Below are 20,499 nucleotides of genomic sequence, written 5' to 3' on the forward strand. Positions count from 1 at the left end.
TCAACCCTTCCGCTGTTTCTGCCGGATCAACCGCAGGTACGTATCGGCGACCGCCTGATTGATCGCATCCCACTGATAGGCCGTACTTTCCTTGAGCGCGGCGGCGCCGTGCAGGGCGCGCAGTTCAGGATCGCGGCAATAATGCTCCAGATTATCCGCGAAAACGCTGATCGTTCCCGGCGGCACCAGATAGCCTGTCTGGCCATGCTTGACGATGCTGGCGCTTCCCGTCGCGCGGGCGGCGACGACGGGCAAGCCGCACGCCATCGCCTCCAGCGTCACATTACCGAAGGTCTCGGTGACGGAAGGGTTGAACAGCACTTCGCACGACGCCACCGCACGGGCCAGATTTTCGCCGCCCTGGAAACCGACGAATTTCGCATTGGGCAACCGCGATTCAAACCAGTCGCCCGCCGGCCCTTCACCGATCACCACAAGCTGATGCGCAACGCCGCGACGGACAAGCACGTCGATAGTGTCGGCGAATACGTCGAGCCCCTTTTCCATCACCAGCCGGCCGAGGAAGGCAATGACGGGAACGTCATCGGCGATCCCCCAACTGCGCCGCCAGCTCATATCGCGGCGCCCGGGATTGAAAATGTCGCGTTCCACCCCGCGGGTCCAGATACCGATGTCATAGTTCATCCGCTGTTCGCGCAGCACCTGCGCAAAGCTTTCGGACGGCGCGATGAGCGCATCGCAGCGACGATAAAGTCGGCGCAGCCACGCCACGACGAGCGGTTCGAGAAAGGAGAGGTTGTAATAGCGGAAATAGGTTTCGAAACGGGTGTGGACCGAACAGGCCACGGGAATATTTCGCCGCCGTGCCCAGGCTGCCGCCTGCCGCGACACGCGATCGGGGCTGGAAATGTGCAGCATGTTTGGCGCAAAGCGGGCCAGATCCTCGCGCACCCGTGACGAAAGCGACAGCGGAATGCGATACTCGCTGCGTCCGGGGATTGCGACCGACGGCACGCTGATCAGATCGCCGGTCGGTTCGAAATCGGGATCGTCGACCGTCGGCGAATAGACGCGTACCGCAGCTCCCTGGGCCAGAAGATAGCCAACAAGGCGGTTCAGCGCCTTGTTGGCGCCATCAACGGTCATGTTATAATTGCCGCTGAACAGTGCAATGCGAAGGTCGGAAACGTCCATTCGCACCCAGCTAGTCCCATCGGGCCGCAAAGGCAATTGCCCGCGCCCGACCGGCGCGGGTCAGAAAGCCTCGCCGCCCGTGGCGGACGGCGGCGCTTCCAGATCGACCTCGACCGGCGGATGCAGCCGCAGGCGGTGAACGCGGCGCTCGTCGGCCTTCGTCACTTCGATCCGCCAGCCGCTGGGATGCAGCAATATTTCGCCAACCTCGGGGACATGGCCCGCGAGCACGGCGGCGAGCCCGCCCAGCGTGTCGACGTCTTCCTCAACCTCGGCCAGCCGCGGATCGACCGCCTCGCCAATATCGTCAAGCTCAGCACGCGCGTCAGCTTCCCAGCATCCGTCCGCGCCGGGCGCGAACAGCGCGGTTGGCTCGTCGTCATGCTCATCCTCGACCTCGCCGACGATTTCCTCGACCAGATCCTCGAACGTCACCAGGCCTTCGGTTCCGGAATATTCGTCGATGACGATCGCCAGATGGGTTCGCTTCGCGCGCATTTCGGCGAGGAGGTCGAGAACGCCCATCGATTGCGGAACATAGAGCGGCTGGCGCAACAAATCGAGCAGCGGCGGCGGTTCGCGCCCTTCAGCCAGCACCGCAAACACATCCTTGACGTGGATCATGCCGACCACCTCGTCCAGCGTTTCGCGATAGACCGGCAGGCGGCTGTGTCCCGCTTCAACGAACAAGGCCGCGACTTCGGCGAAAGCGGCGCTTTCGGGAATCGCAATGATCTCGCCGCGTGGTACCGCGACATCATCCACGGTCTGCTCGCCGAAATGAAGCAGGTTGCGCACCATCTTGCGCTCGATCGGCGACAGATCGCCGACGACGCTGTTTCCGCGCCGTTCGGGTCCTTCTTCTTCCGCTTCGTCGATGAATTCCTCGATCTGTTCGCGCAGCGACGGCTCGCTGTTACCACGGAACAACAAGGTCCGGAGTCCGGCCAGCAGGCCGGTTCTACTACTGTCCTCTTCCGATCGGTTCGAAGACCCTTGGTCGTCGGGCATGATATTCGGCGTTTCCCTGATCAATCCTGATGCTCATATGGATTGGCGATGCCCAAGGATGCAAGCGCTTTCACTTCCAATGCCTCCATCGCGGCAGCACTGGCATCATCCATGTGATCATAACCGACAAGATGCAGCGTTCCATGGACGATCAGGTGGAGGGCGTGATCCGCGAGCGCAATGCCTTTTTCCTGGGCTTCGCGCGTGCAGGTCTCGCGCGCCAGCACGATGTCTCCCAGCAATATCTCGCCATCGTCGCTGTTCGCCAGTCCGCCGAGCAGATCTTCCTGCACCTGAGGAAAGGACAAGACGTTGGTCGGTCGGTCCTTCCCCCGAAAATCGCGGTTGAGCACCTGAACCTCTGCGTCGTCCGTCAGCCGGACCGAAACCTCTACCATGGGTGCGGCATCGGCGAGCGCGGCATAGGGCGTCAGCGCGAGCGCCGCCGCCACCGCTTCTTCAGCCCCGGCATTCCAGTCGAGCGAGTCGGGCCAGGGCGCAGCCTCATGCGCCTCGACGCTCAGCATGACGACACGGCACCGCCGTCCGCTTCCTCTCCTGTCGCGAGCAGGATAATATAGGCCATAGGCCGCTGAGGCGAATGCCCGGCACGGCAAAAGGAGCAAAAAGACGCAGCAATCATCCGGTCACGCTACCGCTGCCGGAGGCGGGAGGACAGCGAAATTTCATTCACCGCGTCCAGGTGTCGGTGCTGGCGGAACGGGCGCAGGCGGCGGGGTTCCGGGCGGTGGAGCCGCCGGCACCAGTGGCCGCTCACCATCGATCGGCACACGCAGGTCGATCCGCGTGCCGCCGATCTCGGTCCGCAGCACCGCGTCGCCATTGTCGACGCCGATCCGAGTCCGCTCGCCGACCGGAATATCGCCGAGATCGGGTATGTCGAGCGGCTGGATGGGGCCACGCGGATTCGCCGGCGGCGGCACGGCGCGTTTTGCCTTACCCGAAGCTTGAATCATGAAATCGCGCCAGACGCGTGCTGGCAATCCTCCGCCCGAAATGCCTTTCAGGGGGCTGTTGTCGTCGTTGCCGATCCACACCCCCACCACCAACCCGTCGGCATAGCCCACAAACAGCGCGTCGCGATTGTCCTGACTGGTCCCGGTCTTGCCGAAATTGGGCACCGAAAGGCGCGCGGCGCGCCCCGTGCCGCGGTTGACTGCGGCGCGGAGCATCTGCTCGATGCCGTCATGCTCGCGCGACCCGAAATGATCAGGACCGGAAAACAGGCGCTCGAACCAGCCCTTTTCCTCAGCCTTGAACGCCCTGGGCTCAACCGGATAGGCGTCGGCCGCGACCGCGGCATAAGCAGCCGTCAGTTCCAGCAAGGTCATGCTCGACGTGCCCAGCGCCAGGCTGGGGTCGCCCTTCGGCAGCGGCGCCGTGACGCCCAGATCGCGCGCCATGGCGATCACCGCTTCATCGCCAACCTCGCCGAACAGACGAACCGCCGCAACGTTGCTGGACGTCGCAAAGGCATCCGCCAACGTCATCGATGGCGAATAGCGTTCACCAGCATTTTTCGGACGATAGCTTCCGGCTTCAATCGGACCGTTGGCGATACGGTCGTCGGGGCGCCATCCCTGACGCAGCGCGGCCAGATAGACGAACAGTTTGAACGTCGAACCCGGCTGGCGCCGCGCCTGGGTCGCGCGATTGAAGGGCGATGCGGCATAGTCGCGCCCGCCGATCATCGCCACGACTTCGCCGCTCGGGCGCATGGCGACGAGCGCGACCTGCGCCTTGCCCACTCCGGCGCGGGCCGTCACACGGCGGGCAATCCCTTGAAGCCGCGCGTCGAGCGTGGTCGTGATCGTCTGGCGGGAATAGCCGACATCGCTCAGCTTGCGCGCCTCGGGCAAAGCCCAATCGGCAAAATAGGTCCCGGTGGGCAGGTCGTTACGGGTACGCACGTCGATCCGCGGCGTTCGGATCGCCTGTGCCTCACGCGCCGTCATCGCGCCCGTCGCCACCATGGCATTCAGCACCAGCTTCATCCGCTTTTCGGCAAGCTCGGGATTTTTGGTCGGCGCCAGACGCGACGGCGCCTGCACCAGCCCCGCCAGCATCGCCGCTTGCGCCGGAGTCAGATTTTCGGGCTGCCGGTAGAAATAGTGGAGCGACGCAGCGCGCAGCCCATAGGTGTTGTCGCCGAAATAGGCATTGGACAAATAACGCTCGAGAATCTCATCCTTCGTCAGCCAGGCCTCCAGCCAAAAGGCGATCAACGCCTCGCGTGCCTTGCGACCCAGCGTGCGCTTGGGGCTGAGGAATGTGAATTTCGCGAGTTGCTGAGTAATGGTGCTGCCGCCCTGGGTGGGACCGCCGGTCACATTGCTCCATACCGCGCGTGCGATGCTTCGCGGATCAATGCCCCAATGACTGTAGAAGCGGCGATCCTCGATCGCCAGGAACGCCTGCTTGACATGGCGAGGCAGTTTTGCGGCCTCTACCGGCCGCTCGACGATCGCCCCCGTCCGCGCGATCGGCGTTCCGTCCGCAGCAAGCAGGGTGATTTGCGGCGGCGCGATCGGCTCCAGCGATTTTGACAAGGGAGCGGTAATCGCCAACCAGCCCACAATCAGAATCAGGATTAGCGCCAGAACCGCAAAGCCCCGCGCCACCCAGCGCAAGCGCTTGCGGCGCCGCGATTCTGAGGGTGGAGAATCGAGAACGGATTCAAAGGGAACCTCCAGCGGCGAGGGCGCTGCGGGCGGAACGGAAGGAGCAGGCTTACGGAACCAGAACATGGGATGGATAGCGTATTACACCTGCAATACAGTTTAGGCAAATCACGAGCCGCTGACCGCCCGAAGCAAGGCGGCGATCATGGCTTGCATTGGCCGGATGCTCATCCTAACCGTAACGCCATGTTCGCGAAAGCTTCCTTTGCGCCTGATGCCATCCCGGTTCGCAGCCTTCGTGACGAATTTCTTCCTGATCAAATGATGCGCACGGCGCCGCCCATGGGCTCGCCTCCGCCGCCGGTTGTCTCCTTCGACTAACCGACACCCCGATTGACCCTTCGACCCGATGGTCCGAGGGTAGGCATCATACAGGTCATTCTCATGCACATTCGACATATGTCGGCCGCCGCGCCGACCCTTTTCTTCGTCATGTTGTGGAGCAGCGGCGCCATTCTATCCGAAATCGGATTGCGGCATGGCTCCCCGCTCGCCCTGCTGATCCTGCGTTATGTTCTGGCACTCGCCTTGCTCGCCCTGATCGCCCTGCGTCGGAGGACGCTCCTGCCAGCGAAAGGAACCCGCGCACGGGTCGCGCTCACCGGCCTCGCCATCGCCGGGCTCTATTCGGTCTGCTACCTCCTCGCGCTCGACCAGGGGCTGACGCCTGGCGCATTGGCGACGCTGCTCGGGATCCAGCCGCTCCTCACCCTGCTCATCACAGAACGACAGGTCAGCAGCGCACGCTTCTGCGGCCTGATATTCGCGCTTGCCGGGTTGGCGCTGGTTGTATCCGACGGGGTCGCGGCCGCACGCTTTGGCCCCCTTGGCCTGCTGTTCGCCGGATTGTCGCTTCTCGGGATCACCGCCGGATCGATCCTGCAAAAACGTGAAACGCAGGCCCCGTGGGAAGTGCTGCCGCTGCAATATGCCGTCGGGCTCGCCTGCGCCTGTCTGCTCATTCCCTTCGATCCGCTGCACTTCTCTTGGGATTGGGGCTTTATCGGCCCGGCATTGTGGTTGGCCGCCGTCATCTCGGTCGGGGCGACGTTCCTGCTCTATCGGCTCATTGCGCGCGGCAATCTGGTAAATGTCACCAGCCTATTTTATCTCGTTCCCGGCGTGACCGCGATGATGGACTGGGCAATACTCGGCAATCCGATGTCGGTAACCGCCATGGCCGGTCTTGCCCTGGTTCTCGTCGCTCTTCTGCTGGTGCTCCGCCCCGCGCGAGCCTGACGGCGACAGGTCAGAGCCCCCTTGCCGTGGGCAAATGCGACTGCGGCAAGGAGCGCTCCGGCCCCGGCACATGCAAAACGACGAAAAATGGGGTAAAAGGGCCGCGCGCCTTCTTCGGCGTAACTCTAATGGTGGGAGGAGTTATGAAGAATTGGCTTTTCTGGTTGATCGCGGGAATATTGGCACTGGTGGGCGGGTTCTTTGCCCTCGCCAATCCCTTCGGTGCATCCCTTGCGGTGAATTTTCTTGCTGGATGGACCTTCTTGATGATCGGCGCGCTGCAATGTGTCGCCGTATTTAGGACCGAAGGACTAGGCTCCAAATTATGGGCCGGATTGGTCGCCATACTGGCGATCTGGACCGGCATTTCGCTCTTCTCGCATCCGCTTGCCGGACTGTTGTCGTTGACACTGATGCTGGCGGTCATCTTCATGGTCGAAGGGATCGCCAAGATTTTCATGTCCTTTCCGTTGCGGCGGCTGGGCGGCAGCACCGCATTATGGGTCCTTCTGTCGGGGGTCGTCTCCATCATCCTTTCGGTGATGATCTTTTCCGATTTTCCGCAGTCCGCCGCCGTCATGTTGGGCATATTGCTGGCGGTTGAGCTCATTTCGACCGGCGCATCGTTGATCGCCGTCGGTCTGGCCTTCAAGAAAGAGGGTTCGGCAGCGACCGACTGATCGGCCTGTCCACATGCACCGACCCTCGTGAACCATGGGCGTCAGTGCATGTGGCGCAGCTTGTCGGGGTTGCGCATCACATAGATGGCAGCGATGCGGCCATCTTCTATCTCCAGAGCCGTGGTCTGAAACTCGCCATCGGCTTCGCGCGTCACAAAACCCGGCAGGCCGTTGATCATGGCGGCGTGGAGAAAGGTCGATCCGTGCCTAGCGAAATGCACCGCTAGACTGCGATGAAGCCGTACCACGGTACCGAAGCCCAGAACCGGCACCACCGCAGCGGGGCGTTTTCCACCGCCATCGGACCACATGCTGACGTCAGCCGCCAGCATCGCGCCAAGTGCATCCATATCGCCGCCACGGGACGCAGCGAAAAACGCCTCGGCGATCTCCAGTCCCCGTTCGCGGTCGAGCTTGTAGCGTGGACGCGCCTCGCGAACATGGGTTCGCGCCCGCGTCGCCAGTTGCCGCGCGGCGGCGGCGTCGCGGCCGATCGTCGCCGCCACTTCGTCAAAGCCGACGCCGAAAACGTCATGGAGCAGAAAGGCCGCACGTTCGAGCGGAGAGAGCCGCTCGAGCGCGAGCATCAGCGGCAGGGTCACGTCGTCGACCGGTTCCTCCTCAACCAGCGGATCGGGAAGCCACGGTCCGACATAGGTTTCGCGCTGCGACCGTGCCGATTTCATCTGATCGAGGCAAAGCCGGGTCACCGTCCGGCGTAAAAAGGCGGCCGGCTCGCGAACGCTGGCGCGGTCAGCCCCGAGCCAGCGGATAAAGGCATCCTGCACCACATCCTCGGCATCGGCGACCGACCCCAGCATACGATACGCCACACGGGTCAACAGCGGACGCAGCGGATCGAAACTACCCACCGCGTCCGCCATGTCCGGCGAAGCCTCTACAGCCATCAGGCTGCCTTCGTCGCTGGCTTGTCGTACCAAAGCTCGAACGCCGCAACGATCCGGTTCCAGCCGTTTATGACATTGATCATCAGGGTCAAATTCACCTGCTCCTCCGGCGTAAAATGCGCGTCGAGTTCAGCCTTCAGCGCCTTTTGTGTGTGGCCTTCCGACAGACGGGTCAAGGCGTCGGTCCACGCCAGCGCGGCCCGCTCGCGCGGTGTGAATACCGGCGCCTCGCGCCATGCGGCGAGCAGATAAAGCCGCTGTTCGGTTTCACCGTGCGATCGCGCATCGGCGCTGTGCATGTTGATACAGTTGGCGCAACGGTTGATCTGTGACGCGCGGATTTTTACCAGTTCGATCAGGCTGTATTCCAGGCTGGCCTCTACCGCGAGAGACATCGCCATCCACTGCTTCATCAGGTCGGGCGCCGCCGCGAAGGGGTCGTTCTTCGTCGTCATTTCGATACTCCTTTTGGTCTTGCACCCTCTTGACGAGACCCGAGCGCCGAATGTGACATGAGGTGAAATTTTCTGAAACCTTGCCTCCGGCGCAGGGGTTGCAATGAGGCTTTGCAACGCGCCCGTTCCGGCATAGCATCGCCGCACTTTACTGGAGGGGGTAGATCATGAAATTCCTCGATGCTCATGTTGACCGTGCCTATGCGTTGCTGCGGATCGTCAGCGGCCTGCTGTTCCTTGCCCACGGCGTTCAGAAGTTCCTGAACTTTCCCACGGCCTTTCCTTATCCGCTAAACCCCATGCTCTATGCGGCAGCGGCAATCGAACTGGTCGCGGGCAGCCTGATCGCACTGGGCCTGATGACGCGGCCCGCCGCCTTCATCGCCAGCGGCATGTCGGCGGTCGGCTATTGGCTTGCCCATGGCAGCAAGGGGCTGTTCCCGATCGCCAATGGCGGCGAAACCATCGCCCTTTATTGCTTCATCTTCCTCTATATCGCTGCACGCGGATCCGGCATCTGGAGCGTCGACGGAGGCACCAAAGCGGCCTAAAAAAATGGGGCGACCCTTATGGGCCGCCCCGGTCGCGGACTTCACATGGAAGAATGCGTCAAAGCTTGCGCGTGTTCGCCTCGATCAGTTTTCGGGCTTCCGCGATACCTTTTGGCGTCGTCAGTTTTCCATCCTGAATCTGGTCAGCGATTTCGAGCAGGCGGCCGCTGATCACCGTACCGGTATCGGCCTTTTCGGCGATCGCGATGCCGCCCTTCGCCGCAGCGACGGCGTCCCAGCTCGCGCGTACCGCCGCCCAATAGTCCCGGGTCGCGGCCCAATAATCGTCGGCCGCCTTCACATCATAACCGTCAAAGCGGGTGTAGCTGTTGAGCACATATTCCTGAACGACGGGGACGAGCTTTCCGTCCTTCATCCCCATCTTCATATTGTCCTGCCAATGGACCCAGCCTTCAGGCCCATTCTGGTGGCGGTTGATCGCATAGTAACGGTCGTACACCGGATTGCGCACAGCATCGCGGCGCGCCAACGGGCGCCAGGTCCAGTTCGAACGCCAGCGGCGGATACCACCCTGCGTTTCGAACTGGCCCCAGCCGCCATAGCGCGGGCTGTCGTCGACTTGCCACACGGTCTGCGACCAGCGGCCGGTGCGCATGCGTTCGGGAACTGCATCCCATTCCCAGCGATTGCGATCGGAATAGACCAGGACGCGCGCCGGTTCATATTCCCAATCCTGGCGCCAATGCTTGATGATGTGGGTCTGGCCTTCATGTTCGATGACCAACAGGTGCTGAAGGACGATCTTGCGCCCCGTGTCCTCGATCACCCGCACGACCTCGTGCCCACCCGATGTCTTGGCCGCGAGCGGTGTATAATCGGCGTCCCAGCGGGTCGATTCCTGCATGTCAAAGCGGACCTTGTAATTGCCCGCCATCGCCAGAATGTCGGCGCGGTCCTGTTCGAAATTGGCCGCCGCCTCGGCCGCGGCGACCGGCGGATGCGCAAAGGCGGCAGCCGGGATCGCGGCGGACAGCAGCAGCGCGGCGGCGATGGTACGAAATGGGGTCATGATGAACATTCCTTTGCGTTGATCAGAAACGAAAGCTCAACGACACGCTCGCGTTGCGCCTCGGTTGGGTGAAGGCGTCGGCGACGGTCGTGGTGGCGGCGAGCCCGCGCACATCGCTCCACCAGCTATATTTGCGGTCGAGGATGTTGAAGACGCCGGCGCGCAGCGTCAGCCCTTCGACGATGCGCACAAAGGCGGTCGCGTCGAGAATGGTAAAACCGTCGGGGCGGAAACAGGCGGGGGTGCAAAGCCCGCTGGTCCGCGATGCTTCCTTGCGCGCGCTGTGCGTCATGATGATCTGGCCACCGAACCGCCCGCTCTTGGGCTCGCGATAGCCGATTCCCGCAACCAGCTTGAGCGGGTCGATCGAGGCGAGCGGAATACGGGTGCCGTCGGGCGCGATCTGGTCGCCCTTCGCATGGGATAGGGCGAGCGTCGCATACAGGCCGGACGACGCTCGCCCCTCGAACCGTGCTTCGGCGCCTTTGACCCGGACACGATCGAGATTGGTGAATTGGAAGAGGATGGGATCGGCGATGGAGCCCGTTCCGCCAACCTGTTCCTGGCTGATGAAATCCTTGTAGCGCGCCGAAAAGGCGGTGACGTCAAGGTTGACCGCATCGGACCCGAAACGGACGCCACCTTCGAAACTTTCGCTGCGTTCGGGCCCCAGATCGGGGTTGGGCAGCGTCCGGTAAGAGAAGAAGGGCGAGGTCAGATTTTCGAAGAATTGATTGACCTGCCCGGGTTCGGGCGCCTTGAAACCCGTCGCATAGTTGGCGAACAACCGCACCGCGTCGGTCAGTTTCCACACCATGCCCAATTTCGGCGACAGGCGCGATCCATCCTGCTGCGCCGCCTTGAAACCGGGCAGCAACCGGTCATCCTGCGGCGCCAGATCATACCAGTCGAACCGCAGCGCCGGATACAAGATCAGGCGCCCGTCGGCGATCGAGATTTCATCGCCGACGAACAATCCGCCGCGGGTAAAGTCGGTGACCGGAAAGGCGCGGGTCGGATACACCTCGCCCGCCGGGGGGACGGTGCCGTCGCGCAGGCCGCGCTGGCGCGTCTTGCTGATGTCAGCGCCAAAGACCAGGCGATGGCCGATCGCGCCGGTCGCGAAATCGGCGCGCGCATCGACAGAGGCGCCGAAAACGCGATTTTCAAAGCTATTGAGGCGGGTGCGGTCGGCGGCGGGGGTGCGATCTTCCTCGGTATATTGGCGGTCCTCGCCATCCTGCCAGTACAGCGCGGCGCGGGCGAAATCGATCGCCCCCTCGCCCTGCCAGCTCCAGTCGATCGACACCCGACGGCGCTTTCCGGTATCGATAGCCTCCAGCCGGTCGACACGGCCGGCAAAGCCCGGCCCCACCCCCGACAGCCCGTTGGTGTAAAGCCGCGTGTCCAGATATTCCCCGGTCAGGCGCAATCGGTGCCCGTTCGCGGGATCATAGACGATCCGGCCGAGCGCGGCGTCCGAGCGCCCATCCTGCGGATTGGGCCGGGTGCGCGCCGACCCGGTCCCGCCGACGCGCCCCTGATTGTCCAGCTCCTGCCAGTCGCGGCGGGTATAGGCGGCCATCGCCGACCAGTCGCCGCTGCGCCCCGCCACGATTGCGGTTTCACTGAATTCCTTGTCGGCGCTGCTGAAGCCCGCGCGGAGCAGCCCGCCGAGATTCTTGCCGTTGGTCAGGAAATCGGCGGGATCGGCGGTGATGAAGCTGACCGCACCAGCCAGCCCGTCGCTGCCATAGAGCGCCGACGACGGGCCGCGCAGGATTTCGACCGATTTGATCAGCCCCAGATCGACATAGTCGCCGCGCCCCGATGCCTGCGCGCCAAAGCTGAAACCGTCAGGAACGCGCACCCCGTCGACCTGGATCAGCACCCGGTTGCCGCCAATGCCGCGAATGTTGAAACTGTCATTCCCCGCGCGGCCGGTCGCACCGAGCGCGGCGCCAAAGCGAGCGGGCTGGCGCTGGACGCTAATCCCAGGCTCGAAGCGGATAAGGTCGCGAATGTCGGTGGCAAGTTCGTCGGCGATCTGTTCGGCGCTGATCACCGACACGGTGACCGCCAGATCCTCTGCCTTGGTCGGCGTGCGGGTCGCGGTGACGACAATCTGGTTCTTGCGTGCCAGCCAATAGGCGCCGTCATTGTCCTGCGCCGCTGCCGGACTGGCGGCGGCCACCAGCGCAAGCGCAAGGGCGCTGGCGGCGGCAGAATGGGAGGCGGACAGCGAATAGCGACAGATCAATTTTCTTCCCCTTATTAATTGCGATTGATTCGCAATAGATGCGCTCTAAGCGGCGCCAGCGCCAGGGTCAAGATTAATGATAATGCGACTCGTTATTATATATAGCAACCCGGCGCGGCATGCGCCAAGCGAGGACCAACCAACGGGGTAGTCGCGACGCTGCGCCCACGCCCCACCGACAGCGGAACGGATCGAAGAGACAAGAATGGCACGCGCCAGCGCGCCCAGCATTGTGTTTAAGTGGCACCGCGCCCCGGTCGAAGACCGGACAGCACGGGTGCGCGAGCATCGCAGCGAACAACCGCCCCCCAAGGTAGGCGGGATTGGCGGCCTTGCGGCCTGCGGGTCAGCCGCGAACCCTTGCCTGCGCGTAAGTGCCGAGCAGGGTCAGCGACTTGGTCTGGAAATCCAGTTCCTCCAGCGCGCGGTCGACCGCCTCGTCCCCGGGCGCTCCGACGATGTCGGCGTAGAATTTGGTCGCGGCAAAGCTGCCGCCGACCTGATAGCTTTCCAGCTTCGTCATGTTGACGCCATTGGTCGCGAAGCCGCCCAGCGCCTTGTACAGCGCAGCAGGGATGTTCTTCACCTCGAAGATGAAGGTCGTCATCAAGGGAATCCCCTGCGGCAACGCGGCGAGCGGCTGGCGGGCGAGGATGACGAAGCGCGTCATATTATGATCCGCATCCTCGATTCCCGCCTCGTGCAGCGTCAGACCATAGAGCTCGGCGGCATGCGGGGGAGCTATGGCCGCCAGCCCGACCTCATCGCTGTCGGCCACCCACGCGGCGGCACCGGCCGTGTCGCTGTGCGCAACTGGTGCAATATTATTCGCACGAAGCCAGTGCCGGCACTGGCCCAGCGCCTGTTCGTGGCTCATCGCCCGGATCACGGGCCCCAGGTTGCGGCTCATCAACCCGTGGCGGATGCGCAGAAAATGTTCGCCAACGATCGAAAGACCGGATTCGGGAAGCAGAAAGTGAATGTCGGCAACCCGGCCGTGCAGGCTGTTCTCGATCGGGATGATTGCGCGATCGACACGCCCTTCGCGCACGGCATCGATGGCATCTTCAAAGGCATAGCATGGCAGCGGCAGCGCATCGATGTCGAATTCGCGTGCCGCCAGATTGCTGTTCGCCCCGGGGGCGCCCTGAAACGCCAGCCCCCGCGCCGGCGCGGCCAATGCCGCGCTTTTCATTTCATCGACCAAATGTTGTGCCGAAGCCGAATAGCTGCCCATGATTGCCTTTCCGCGCCAGAGCCGCGGCGCATAGCCGGGCACCCGGCCGGGCGCAACCGGACGCTTCGGCCATTTCACCTGCCGACACCTTCATCCCCTTGCGCCGTTCGCCCCGCGCCAGTAAGGGAGCGTCCAAATCACAAGGGCGCGTCCGCGGGCGGGCGCTAGCGAAACGGGGCTGATCGAGCATGGACAATCGCAACAATACTATTGCCGGCTGGGTTTTGTTTGCGGGCATTTGCGCCCTGGGCTTTTCCGTCGGTTCCAGCATGTTGTTCGCCGGCCATGCCCCGGAAACGCCCGGTTTTCCGATCGAGGACGCCGAAGCAGGCGGTGGCGGCGAGGCGGCTGTTCCGCTCGCCAACCTGCTCGCCGCCGCCGATGCGGCAAAGGGTGAAACCGTGTTCGCCAAATGCGCGGCTTGCCACACGATCAATTCGGGCGGCGCCAACGGCATCGGCCCGAATCTGTGGGGCGCGCTGGGCAAGGCTCATGGTCATGTTCCCGGCTTCGCCTATTCGGACGCGCTGAAGTCGGTCCCGGGCAACTGGGATTTCGCCAGCATGGACGAATGGCTGAAAAGCCCGCGCAAATATGCTCCGGGCACGAAAATGTCCTTCGCCGGCCTGTCGAGCGCCGAGGATCGGGCGAACCTGATCGTTTACATGAACAATCAGGGTTCGAACCTGCCCCTGCCCGCACCGGAAGCCGCCCCTGCTGAAGGCGCAGAACCGGCCGACGGCGCAGCGCCGGCTGATGCAACAGCGCCCGCTCCCGCCGATAGTGCTGCGCCGGCCGACGCCGCCGCGGCGCCTGCTCCGGCCGAAGCCGCCAACTAATGCGGATCGCGCCCGTCCTTCTGGCGGGCGCCATCGCTCCCGCGCTTTTCCTTGCCGCATGCGGCAAGGCGGACACCCCGGCAGAACCAGCTGCGGCGAGCCCCGATTCGGCGGCTCCCGTCGACGACGCACCCGAAGCCGCCACCGTTCCGGCGGTCGAGCCGACCGCCGCGATGGGAGAACAGGTCTTCAAGCGGTGCGTCGCCTGCCACACGATCAATGCGGGCGGCAACAATGGCATCGGCCCCAATCTGCATGGCATTGTCGGCCGCGCGGTCGCCTCGCACCCGGGGTTTTCTTACTCCGCCGCAATGAAAGCCAAGGGCGGTGTCTGGGACGAGGCCGCGCTCGACGCCTATCTCGAAGCCCCGATGAAGGCGCTTCCCGGAACGCGCATGGCCTTTGCGGGCGTCATCGACCCTGCCGATCGCAAGTCCCTGTTCCTCTATCTGCAGCAGCAGTCGAACTAGGCCGATCAGGCCGATCCGATCAAAATGAGCGGCTAACCCCGGACCATTTGGCCCGGGACGGGACCGCATCGATCAGTGATGATCGTCCAGCGTCGCGTAGAAATCCTGAATGATGGCCCAGGCCTCGGCGGCTGTCTCCACGAAGGTGAACAGGTTGAGATCGCGGGCGCTGATCACACCCTCCTCGACCAGCGCGTCGAAATTCACGACGCGATGCCAGAACTCCTTGCCGAACAGGACTATCGGGATCGGCTTGATCTTGCCGGTCTGGATCAGGGTCAAAAGTTCGAACATCTCGTCGAACGTACCGAACCCGCCGGGGAACACCGCGACCGCGCGGGCGCGGAGCAGGAAGTGCATCTTTCTCAGCGCAAAATAGTGAAACTGAAAGCTGAGGTCCGGGGTTACGAAACGATTGGGCGCCTGCTCATGCGGCAACACGATGTTGAGCCCGATCGAATCGCGCCCCGCATCAGCCGCACCGCGGTTCGCCGCCTCCATGATCGAGGGACCGCCGCCCGAACAGACAACGAAATGACGGCACCCCTTGTCGTCGCAAGGCACTTGACTGGCGAGCCGCGCAAGCGCCCGCGCCTCTTCATAATATTTGGCCTTCGCCTTCAGCCGCCGCGCAATGTTACGCGACGCATCATCGGTCGCCGCGGTTTCCAGTGCGTCAGCCTCGCCGGGCTCGGGAATTCGGGCCGATCCATAGATCACGAGCGTGGATTCGATCCCTGCCTCGTCGAGCAGCAATTCGGGCTTTAACAGTTCGAGCTGGAAACGGACGGGGCGCAGATCCTCGCGCAACAGGAAATCGGTATCCTGAAAGGCCAGCCGATAGGCAGGGCTGGCGGTTTGCGGTGTGGTGGTCGCCTGCTGGGCGAATTGCGCGTCGTCTTTGGCCTTGTGGAAACGCGAACGATGGGGTTGCTTGTCATTGGTCATTGACGAAGGGCTAGCGGCTTCGACCGGCTTTGCCAAGCCGCCCGGAAATCAGCGGCAAAAGCCGTTGCCGCTCATGTCGAAATGGAAATGATCATGATGCGCGGCATTATATTCGGGGCCAAGCACGGTGCCGAAACGGCGGCAGGCCGATTTATGAAGGGCGCGCAGAAAATCCTGTGATGCACCGTCCCCCTTCCACCCGCCGGTCAGTGTAATCCGCCGCCCGTCGGCAAGCACGAATCCCGACACGTCAATCGCGTTCGAATAGGCATGTTGCGACAGCCGCCCCGAACGCCCGCCATAAATGTTCCGGCAGCTGTATGTGCCGAAGGTTTCGATCTTCACCACCTCCGATTTCAGGAATTTGCGCGCGGCCGGCTTCACCGCATATTGCGCCCACGCCGCGAAATTGCGCGCGAGCGGGCACGTCATCGGACCAAGACCGGACACTGGCGTCCCGACATCGAGCAGCTTGACCGAATCGATCGAGCTGCATCCGCCGCCATGATCCTGATTGGGTAGAGGGGTAAAGCGCACCCCGGCCTGTTGCAGATCGACTGCGCACTGCTGCGCTTCAGGACTGGTGAAGGACGGAGCTCCGGTCAGTTGGGGGCGCGGCGGCATCTTCGTGCTGTTCGCCGATGGCCGCTGCGAGTCGCCGCGCTTCATCACCTCGGGAGCGCCGAAACAGCCCGTCAGCGCCAGCGCCGCGGAAACCGCGACCAGCATCCTCGGCTTCAGGATCGTCGAAATCGCCATGGCGTCAAATTACCGACAAATTCTTTAACGACACGTAAACCATCGCAACGGCTCGTCGAAAATTTCGCATGAAATTTCGTGTGGACAGCGCAATTTATTTGACAGTTGCGCACCCATCCTTAAACGCGGCGCCGGGCCACGCGGTCCCAACGCCGCGCGAGCTCTCTGCAAGGAGAGACTATAATGACTGAAGTGACGACGCCGCAGGTGCGCCCTGCGCGCCCCTATTTTTCTTCCGGTCCCTGTGCCAAGCCGCCGGGCTGGACCCCCGAGAAAATTTCCACCGAATCGCTCGGCCGCTCGCACCGCGCCAAGATCGGCAAGACGCGCCTCCAATATTGCATCGACCTGATGCGCGAGATGCTGCGCCTGCCCGACACGCACCGTATCGGCATCGTGCCGGGATCGGACACTGGTGCCTTTGAAATGGCAATGTGGACGATGCTGGGCGCCCGTCCGGTGACGACGCTGGCATGGGAAAGCTTCGGTGAAGGTTGGGTCACCGATGCCGCCAAGCAGCTGAAGCTCGATCCGACGGTCGTCCGCGCCGATTACGGCCAGCTTCCCGACCTCGGCCAGGTCGACTGGTCGAACGATGTCCTTTTCACCTGGAACGGAACCACCAGCGGCGTCCGCGTGCCGAACGGCGACTGGATCGCCGACGATCGCGAGGGCCTGTCCTTCGCCGACGCGACCTCGGCGGTGTTTGCCTATGACCTGCCGTGGGACAAGATCGACGTCGCGACTTTCAGCTGGCAGAAAGTACTTGGCGGCGAAGGCGGTCACGGCGTCCTGATCCTTGGCCCTCGCGCGGTCGAACGGCTTGAAAGCCATACTCCCGCCTGGCCGCTTCCGAAGGTTTTCCGGCTTACCAAGGGCGGCAAGCTGGTCGAAGGCGTGTTCAAGGGCGAAACGATCAACACCCCATCGATGCTGGCGGTCGAGGACGCGATCTTCGCGCTTGAATGGGCCAGATCGCTCGGCGGCCTTGACGGGCTCAAAGCGCGCAGCGACGCAAACGCCGCCGCGCTCGACAAGATCGTCGCAGCGCGCGACTGGCTCAGCCACCTCGCCGCCGATCCTGCCAGCCGATCGAAAACCTCGGTCTGCCTGTCGGTCGCCGGTGCCGACGAAGCGTTCATCAAAAAGTTCGCAGGACTGCTCGACGCCGAAGGCGCCGCCTATGACATCGCCGGCTATCGCGATGCCCCGCCGGGCCTGCGCATTTGGTGCGGCGCGACCGTTGACACGGCCGATATCGAAGCACTCGGCCCGTGGCTCGACTGGGCCTACGCCTCGCTCAACGCCTGACTTTGTCCCAGCGAAAGCTGGGACCGTTAGCGACCATCCCCATTCCAAAGGATCCCAGCTTCCGCTGGGATGACGGAGACAAGACATGACCACTCCCAAAGTCCTCATCAGCGACAAAATGGACCCCAAGGCCGCCGCGATTTTCGCCGAACGCGGTATTCAGGTCGATGAAATCACCGGCAAGACCAAGGATGAACTGATCGCGATGATCGGCGACTATGACGGTCTCGCCATCCGCTCGGCCACCAAGGTCACCGCCGATGTCCTTGCCGCCGCAACCAATTTGAAGGTCGTCGGCCGCGCCGGGATCGGCGTCGACAATGTCGACATTCCGTCGGCCTCGAAACAGGGCGTTGTCGTGATGAACACGCCCTTCGGCAATAGCATCACCACCGCCGAACATGCGATCGCAATGATGTTTGCTCTCGCCCGTCAGATTCCAGAAGCCAATACTCTGACCCAGGCGGGCAAATGGCCCAAGAACGACTTTATGGGGGTTGAGCTGACGTCCAAGACGCTCGGCCTGATCGGCTGCGGCAACATCGGCAGCATCGTCGCCGAGCGCGCGCTGGGCTTGCGCATGAAGGTTGTCGCCTTCGACCCTTTTCTGACCCCCGAACGGGCGATCGAGCTGGGCGTCGAAAAGGCCGATCTCGACACCTTGTTGGCCAAGGCCGACTTCATCACGCTGCACACGCCGCTCACCGACCAGACGCGCAACGTGATGTCGGCTGAAAATCTGGCCAAGACCAAAAAGGGCGTGCGGATCATCAACTGCGCGCGCGGTGGCCTGATCGACGAAGCTGCGCTGAAGGAAGCGCTCGACAGCGGACACGTCGCGGGCGCGGCGCTCGATGTGTTCGCAACCGAGCCGCCGGCGGCGGATCATCCGCTGTTCGGCACAGCAAACTTCATCTGCACGCCGCACCTCGGCGCCTCGACCGACGAAGCGCAGGTCAATGTCGCGATCCAGGTTGCCGAACAGATTTCGGACTATTTGCTCACCGGCGGTATTACCAACGCGCTCAACGTGCCCAGCCTGTCGGCTGAGGAAGCGCCGAAGCTGCGCCCCTATATGAGCCTCGCCGAAAAGCTTGGCAGCCTGGTGGGTCAGCTCGCGCACGACAATCTCACCACCATTTCGGTGGAGGTCGAGGGCGCGGCGGCGGAGCTCAACATGAAGCCGATCGTCGCGGCCGTGCTCACTGGCCTGATGCGCCGCTATTCCGACAGCGTGAACATGGTCAATGCACCGCATCTGGCGCGCGAGCGCGGGCTCGACGTGCGCGAGGTGCGCCACGACCGCGAGGGCGATTATCACACCCTCGTCCGCGTCACCGTCGCGACGAGCCAGGGCGATCGTTCGGTCGCGGGCACCCTGTTCAGCAACAATGACCCGCGCCTCGTCGAAATGTTCGGGATCAAGGTCGAGGCCGACCTCGACGGCGACATGCTCTATATCGTCAACGAGGACGCGCCGGGTTTCATCGGCCGCATCGGATCGACGTTGGGCGATGCCGGGCTTAACATCGGCACCTTCCACCTCGGTCGCCGCGCGGCGGGTGGCGAAGCGGTCCTGCTGCTGTCGCTCGACTCCGCGATGCCCGAACCGCTGCTGTGGCAGCTGTGCCAGCTCCCAGGCGTCAAGACCGTGAAGGGCCTGAAATTCTAACGCTTAACCGCTCCTCCCGCTTGCGGGAGGGGCGAAAGAATTTGCGAAACAGCAGGGTGAAATCATCGCCCCTCCCTGCGTCGCTCCAAAAGGCGGGAGGGGAGATCGGTTGAACTCCCTTCGCCACCCGCCTAAAGGCCGCATTCGATGACCAAGGCCCCTGCCCTGCTGCCCGAAGGGCTTCGTGACCGCCTGCCCGCGCAGGCCGAAGCCGCATCGCGTGTCACCCGCGCACTTGTCGATGCGATGCGCGCGCACGGCTATGGCCGGGTATCGCCGCCGCTCGCTGAGTTTCGCGAAACGCTGGGCGGCGATGACGAACGCACCGCCCGTGACCTCTTGCGCTTCACCGATCCGGTGTCGCAGCGCACACTGGCGCTCCGCCCCGACATCACGCGGCAAGTTGGACGCATCGCTACCTCACTGCTCGCCGCCGCCCCGCGTCCCTTGCGGCTTTGCTATGCCGGGCAGGTGGTCAAGCTGCGCGCCAGCCAACTGCGCCCCGCGCGCGAGATGCTGCAGGTCGGCGCAGAACTGATCGGAAGCGACAGCGTCGCCGCCGCGCGCGAGATCGTCAGCGTGGCGATCGACGCGCTTGAAGCGGCGGGGATCGGCCCCGTGACACTCGATTTCACCCTGCCCGACGTCGTCGATCTGCTCGCCAGCGGCCCGCTGCCGGTCACTGCGGATATCGAGGCACTGCGCGATGAACTCGACGCCAAGGATGCCGGCGGGCTCACCCGCATCGGCGCCCAGGCTTATCTGCCACTGCTGCGCGCGACCGGCCCCTTCGATCAGGCGATCGCCGATCTGCGCGCCTTTGACACCACCGGCATATTGGCGGCGCGGATCGACGCGCTCGAAGAAATTGCGGCACCGGTGCGCGAGCGCGTCAACCTGACCCTCGACCCCACCGAACGCCATGGCTTCGCCTATCAAAGCTGGTTTGGCTTTTCGATCTTCGTGCCCGGCCAGGGCGATGCTGTCGGGCGCGGCGGCGCCTATTCCATCCCGCTCGGCGAAGCGCAGGAAGAACCGGCGATCGGCTTTTCGCTCTATCCCGATCCGCTGATCGATGACGGGCTGGGAGTCGAAGACGATAATGACCGCCGCATCTTCCTGCCGCTCGGCCACGACGCCGCGCTGGCGGCAAGCCTGCGCGCCGACGGCTGGCGCACGATCGCCGCGCTGACCGAGGCCGACGAGGCGCCACGGCTGGGCTGCGGCTTCATCCTTGGTCCGGACGGCCCGGCCGAGGCCTGAACCGTCGAA

At 63.5% G+C, this 20,499-nt stretch carries 19 protein-coding genes; 8 read left to right on the top strand and 11 right to left on the bottom strand.

The annotated features are described in order from the left end of the window. The 4 genes from U0S50_RS14630 to U0S50_RS14645 form a co-directional block, all read right to left on the bottom strand. Entirely contained in the window at positions 1-1,155 is a 1,155-nt protein-coding gene (locus tag U0S50_RS14630) for a glycosyltransferase family 1 protein (protein ID WP_322309474.1), read from the bottom strand. Positions 1,156-1,215: 60 nt separating this feature from the next. Continuing rightward, positions 1,216-2,166, bottom strand: coding sequence for a hemolysin family protein (locus U0S50_RS14635; RefSeq protein ID WP_322309475.1), 951 nt, complete (start codon positions 2,164-2,166; stop codon positions 1,216-1,218). A 20-nt stretch (positions 2,167-2,186) separates the two neighbouring features. After that, positions 2,187-2,693 (bottom strand): rRNA maturation RNase YbeY, encoded by a 507-nt coding sequence (gene ybeY / locus U0S50_RS14640; RefSeq protein WP_322309476.1) that lies wholly within the window; start codon positions 2,691-2,693, stop codon positions 2,187-2,189. A gap of 159 nt (positions 2,694-2,852) precedes the next feature. Beyond that, positions 2,853-4,934 (bottom strand): transglycosylase domain-containing protein, encoded by a 2,082-nt coding sequence (locus U0S50_RS14645; protein WP_416194997.1) that lies wholly within the window; start codon positions 4,932-4,934, stop codon positions 2,853-2,855. Between the two features lie 318 nt (positions 4,935-5,252). Here U0S50_RS14645 and U0S50_RS14650 point away from each other — a divergent pair, with 318 nt between their 5' ends. Both U0S50_RS14650 and U0S50_RS14655 read left to right on the top strand, forming a co-directional pair. After that, positions 5,253-6,107 carry a DMT family transporter gene (locus U0S50_RS14650; protein ID WP_322309478.1) on the top strand — a complete coding sequence of 285 codons (855 nt, stop codon included), beginning with the start codon at positions 5,253-5,255 and terminating at the stop codon, positions 6,105-6,107. 143 nt (positions 6,108-6,250) lie between these two features. Then, positions 6,251-6,787 carry an HdeD family acid-resistance protein gene (locus tag U0S50_RS14655; RefSeq protein WP_322309479.1) on the top strand — a complete coding sequence of 179 codons (537 nt, stop codon included), beginning with the start codon at positions 6,251-6,253 and terminating at the stop codon, positions 6,785-6,787. A gap of 41 nt (positions 6,788-6,828) precedes the next feature. On the opposite strand, the gene U0S50_RS14660 is transcribed toward U0S50_RS14655, so the two are convergent. Together U0S50_RS14660 and U0S50_RS14665 are read right to left on the bottom strand one after the other, a co-directional pair. Further along, positions 6,829-7,695, bottom strand: coding sequence for a sigma-70 family RNA polymerase sigma factor (locus tag U0S50_RS14660; RefSeq protein WP_322309480.1), 867 nt, complete (start codon positions 7,693-7,695; stop codon positions 6,829-6,831). Continuing rightward, entirely contained in the window at positions 7,695-8,150 is a 456-nt protein-coding gene (locus U0S50_RS14665) for a carboxymuconolactone decarboxylase family protein (RefSeq protein WP_322309481.1), read from the bottom strand. The genes U0S50_RS14660 and U0S50_RS14665 overlap by 1 nt, the downstream gene beginning before the upstream one ends. A 167-nt stretch (positions 8,151-8,317) precedes the next feature. Between U0S50_RS14665 and U0S50_RS14670 the strand changes: the two genes are divergently transcribed. Continuing rightward, entirely contained in the window at positions 8,318-8,701 is a 384-nt protein-coding gene (locus U0S50_RS14670) for a DoxX family protein (RefSeq protein ID WP_322309482.1), read from the top strand. A 58-nt stretch (positions 8,702-8,759) separates the two neighbouring features. Here the strand turns inward: U0S50_RS14670 and U0S50_RS14675 are convergent, their stop codons facing one another. The 3 genes from U0S50_RS14675 to U0S50_RS14685 all read right to left on the bottom strand — a co-directional run bounded on the left by U0S50_RS14675 (position 8,760) and on the right by U0S50_RS14685 (position 13,228). Continuing rightward, the gene (locus tag U0S50_RS14675; RefSeq protein WP_322309483.1) at positions 8,760-9,731 is read right to left on the bottom strand and encodes a DUF6607 family protein; all 972 of its coding nucleotides are present in this window, start codon (positions 9,729-9,731) and stop codon (positions 8,760-8,762) included. Between the two features lie 22 nt (positions 9,732-9,753). Next, positions 9,754-11,991 carry a TonB-dependent hemoglobin/transferrin/lactoferrin family receptor gene (locus U0S50_RS14680; RefSeq protein WP_322309484.1) on the bottom strand — a complete coding sequence of 746 codons (2,238 nt, stop codon included), beginning with the start codon at positions 11,989-11,991 and terminating at the stop codon, positions 9,754-9,756. Positions 11,992-12,337: 346 nt separating this feature from the next. Further along, entirely contained in the window at positions 12,338-13,228 is an 891-nt protein-coding gene (locus U0S50_RS14685; RefSeq protein ID WP_322309561.1) for a prephenate dehydratase, read from the bottom strand. A 188-nt stretch (positions 13,229-13,416) separates the two neighbouring features. Here U0S50_RS14685 and U0S50_RS14690 point away from each other — a divergent pair, with 188 nt between their 5' ends. Beyond that, complete coding sequence (locus tag U0S50_RS14690) at positions 13,417-14,067, top strand: cytochrome c family protein (RefSeq protein WP_322309485.1); 651 nt, start codon at positions 13,417-13,419, stop codon at positions 14,065-14,067. Then, on the top strand, positions 14,067-14,537 hold the full coding sequence (locus U0S50_RS14695; protein ID WP_322309486.1) for a cytochrome c family protein: 471 nt from the start codon (positions 14,067-14,069) through the stop codon (positions 14,535-14,537). Before U0S50_RS14690 ends, U0S50_RS14695 begins: the two co-directional genes overlap by 1 nt. A gap of 72 nt (positions 14,538-14,609) precedes the next feature. On the opposite strand, the gene U0S50_RS14700 is transcribed toward U0S50_RS14695, so the two are convergent. Both U0S50_RS14700 and U0S50_RS14705 read right to left on the bottom strand, forming a co-directional pair. After that, positions 14,610-15,485, bottom strand: coding sequence for an LOG family protein (locus U0S50_RS14700; protein ID WP_322309487.1), 876 nt, complete (start codon positions 15,483-15,485; stop codon positions 14,610-14,612). A 48-nt stretch (positions 15,486-15,533) separates the two neighbouring features. Next, on the bottom strand, positions 15,534-16,244 hold the full coding sequence (locus U0S50_RS14705) for an extensin family protein (protein WP_322309488.1): 711 nt from the start codon (positions 16,242-16,244) through the stop codon (positions 15,534-15,536). A 183-nt stretch (positions 16,245-16,427) separates the two neighbouring features. Here U0S50_RS14705 and U0S50_RS14710 point away from each other — a divergent pair, with 183 nt between their 5' ends. The 3 genes from U0S50_RS14710 (at position 16,428) to U0S50_RS14720 (ending at position 20,490) form a co-directional block, all read left to right on the top strand. After that, positions 16,428-17,555, top strand: coding sequence for a phosphoserine transaminase (locus tag U0S50_RS14710; protein ID WP_322309489.1), 1,128 nt, complete (start codon positions 16,428-16,430; stop codon positions 17,553-17,555). Positions 17,556-17,640: 85 nt separating this feature from the next. Beyond that, complete coding sequence (gene serA, locus U0S50_RS14715) at positions 17,641-19,227, top strand: phosphoglycerate dehydrogenase (protein ID WP_322309490.1); 1,587 nt, start codon at positions 17,641-17,643, stop codon at positions 19,225-19,227. A 147-nt stretch (positions 19,228-19,374) separates the two neighbouring features. Next, positions 19,375-20,490, top strand: coding sequence for an ATP phosphoribosyltransferase regulatory subunit (locus tag U0S50_RS14720; RefSeq protein ID WP_322309491.1), 1,116 nt, complete (start codon positions 19,375-19,377; stop codon positions 20,488-20,490). Positions 20,491-20,499 lie beyond the last annotated feature (9 nt).

Source organism: Sphingopyxis sp. (assembly GCF_034380315.1).
Classification (GTDB): Bacteria; Pseudomonadota; Alphaproteobacteria; order Sphingomonadales; family Sphingomonadaceae; genus Sphingopyxis.

Bases quoted from the DNA above. Each gene is read 5' to 3' on its own strand.
- U0S50_RS14650 (WP_322309478.1), top strand. From the start codon at position 5,253: ATGCACATTCGACATATGTCGGCCGCCGCGCCGACCCTTTTCTTCGTC.
- U0S50_RS14635 (WP_322309475.1), bottom strand. From the start codon at position 2,166: ATGCCCGACGACCAAGGGTCTTCGAACCGATCGGAAGAGGACAGTAGT.
- U0S50_RS14710 (WP_322309489.1), top strand. From the start codon at position 16,428: ATGACTGAAGTGACGACGCCGCAGGTGCGCCCTGCGCGCCCCTATTTT.
- serA (WP_322309490.1), top strand. From the start codon at position 17,641: ATGACCACTCCCAAAGTCCTCATCAGCGACAAAATGGACCCCAAGGCC.
- U0S50_RS14665 (WP_322309481.1), bottom strand. From the start codon at position 8,150: ATGACGACGAAGAACGACCCCTTCGCGGCGGCGCCCGACCTGATGAAG.
- U0S50_RS14720 (WP_322309491.1), top strand. From the start codon at position 19,375: ATGACCAAGGCCCCTGCCCTGCTGCCCGAAGGGCTTCGTGACCGCCTG.
- U0S50_RS14690 (WP_322309485.1), top strand. From the start codon at position 13,417: ATGGACAATCGCAACAATACTATTGCCGGCTGGGTTTTGTTTGCGGGC.
- U0S50_RS14675 (WP_322309483.1), bottom strand. From the start codon at position 9,731: ATGACCCCATTTCGTACCATCGCCGCCGCGCTGCTGCTGTCCGCCGCG.
- U0S50_RS14630 (WP_322309474.1), bottom strand. From the start codon at position 1,155: ATGGACGTTTCCGACCTTCGCATTGCACTGTTCAGCGGCAATTATAAC.
- U0S50_RS14660 (WP_322309480.1), bottom strand. From the start codon at position 7,695: ATGGCTGTAGAGGCTTCGCCGGACATGGCGGACGCGGTGGGTAGTTTC.
- U0S50_RS14695 (WP_322309486.1), top strand. From the start codon at position 14,067: ATGCGGATCGCGCCCGTCCTTCTGGCGGGCGCCATCGCTCCCGCGCTT.
- U0S50_RS14685 (WP_322309561.1), bottom strand. From the start codon at position 13,228: ATGGGCAGCTATTCGGCTTCGGCACAACATTTGGTCGATGAAATGAAA.
- ybeY (WP_322309476.1), bottom strand. From the start codon at position 2,693: ATGCTGAGCGTCGAGGCGCATGAGGCTGCGCCCTGGCCCGACTCGCTC.
- U0S50_RS14700 (WP_322309487.1), bottom strand. From the start codon at position 15,485: ATGACCAATGACAAGCAACCCCATCGTTCGCGTTTCCACAAGGCCAAA.
- U0S50_RS14670 (WP_322309482.1), top strand. From the start codon at position 8,318: ATGAAATTCCTCGATGCTCATGTTGACCGTGCCTATGCGTTGCTGCGG.
- U0S50_RS14645 (WP_416194997.1), bottom strand. From the start codon at position 4,934: ATGTTCTGGTTCCGTAAGCCTGCTCCTTCCGTTCCGCCCGCAGCGCCC.
- U0S50_RS14705 (WP_322309488.1), bottom strand. From the start codon at position 16,244: ATGGCGATTTCGACGATCCTGAAGCCGAGGATGCTGGTCGCGGTTTCC.
- U0S50_RS14655 (WP_322309479.1), top strand. From the start codon at position 6,251: ATGAAGAATTGGCTTTTCTGGTTGATCGCGGGAATATTGGCACTGGTG.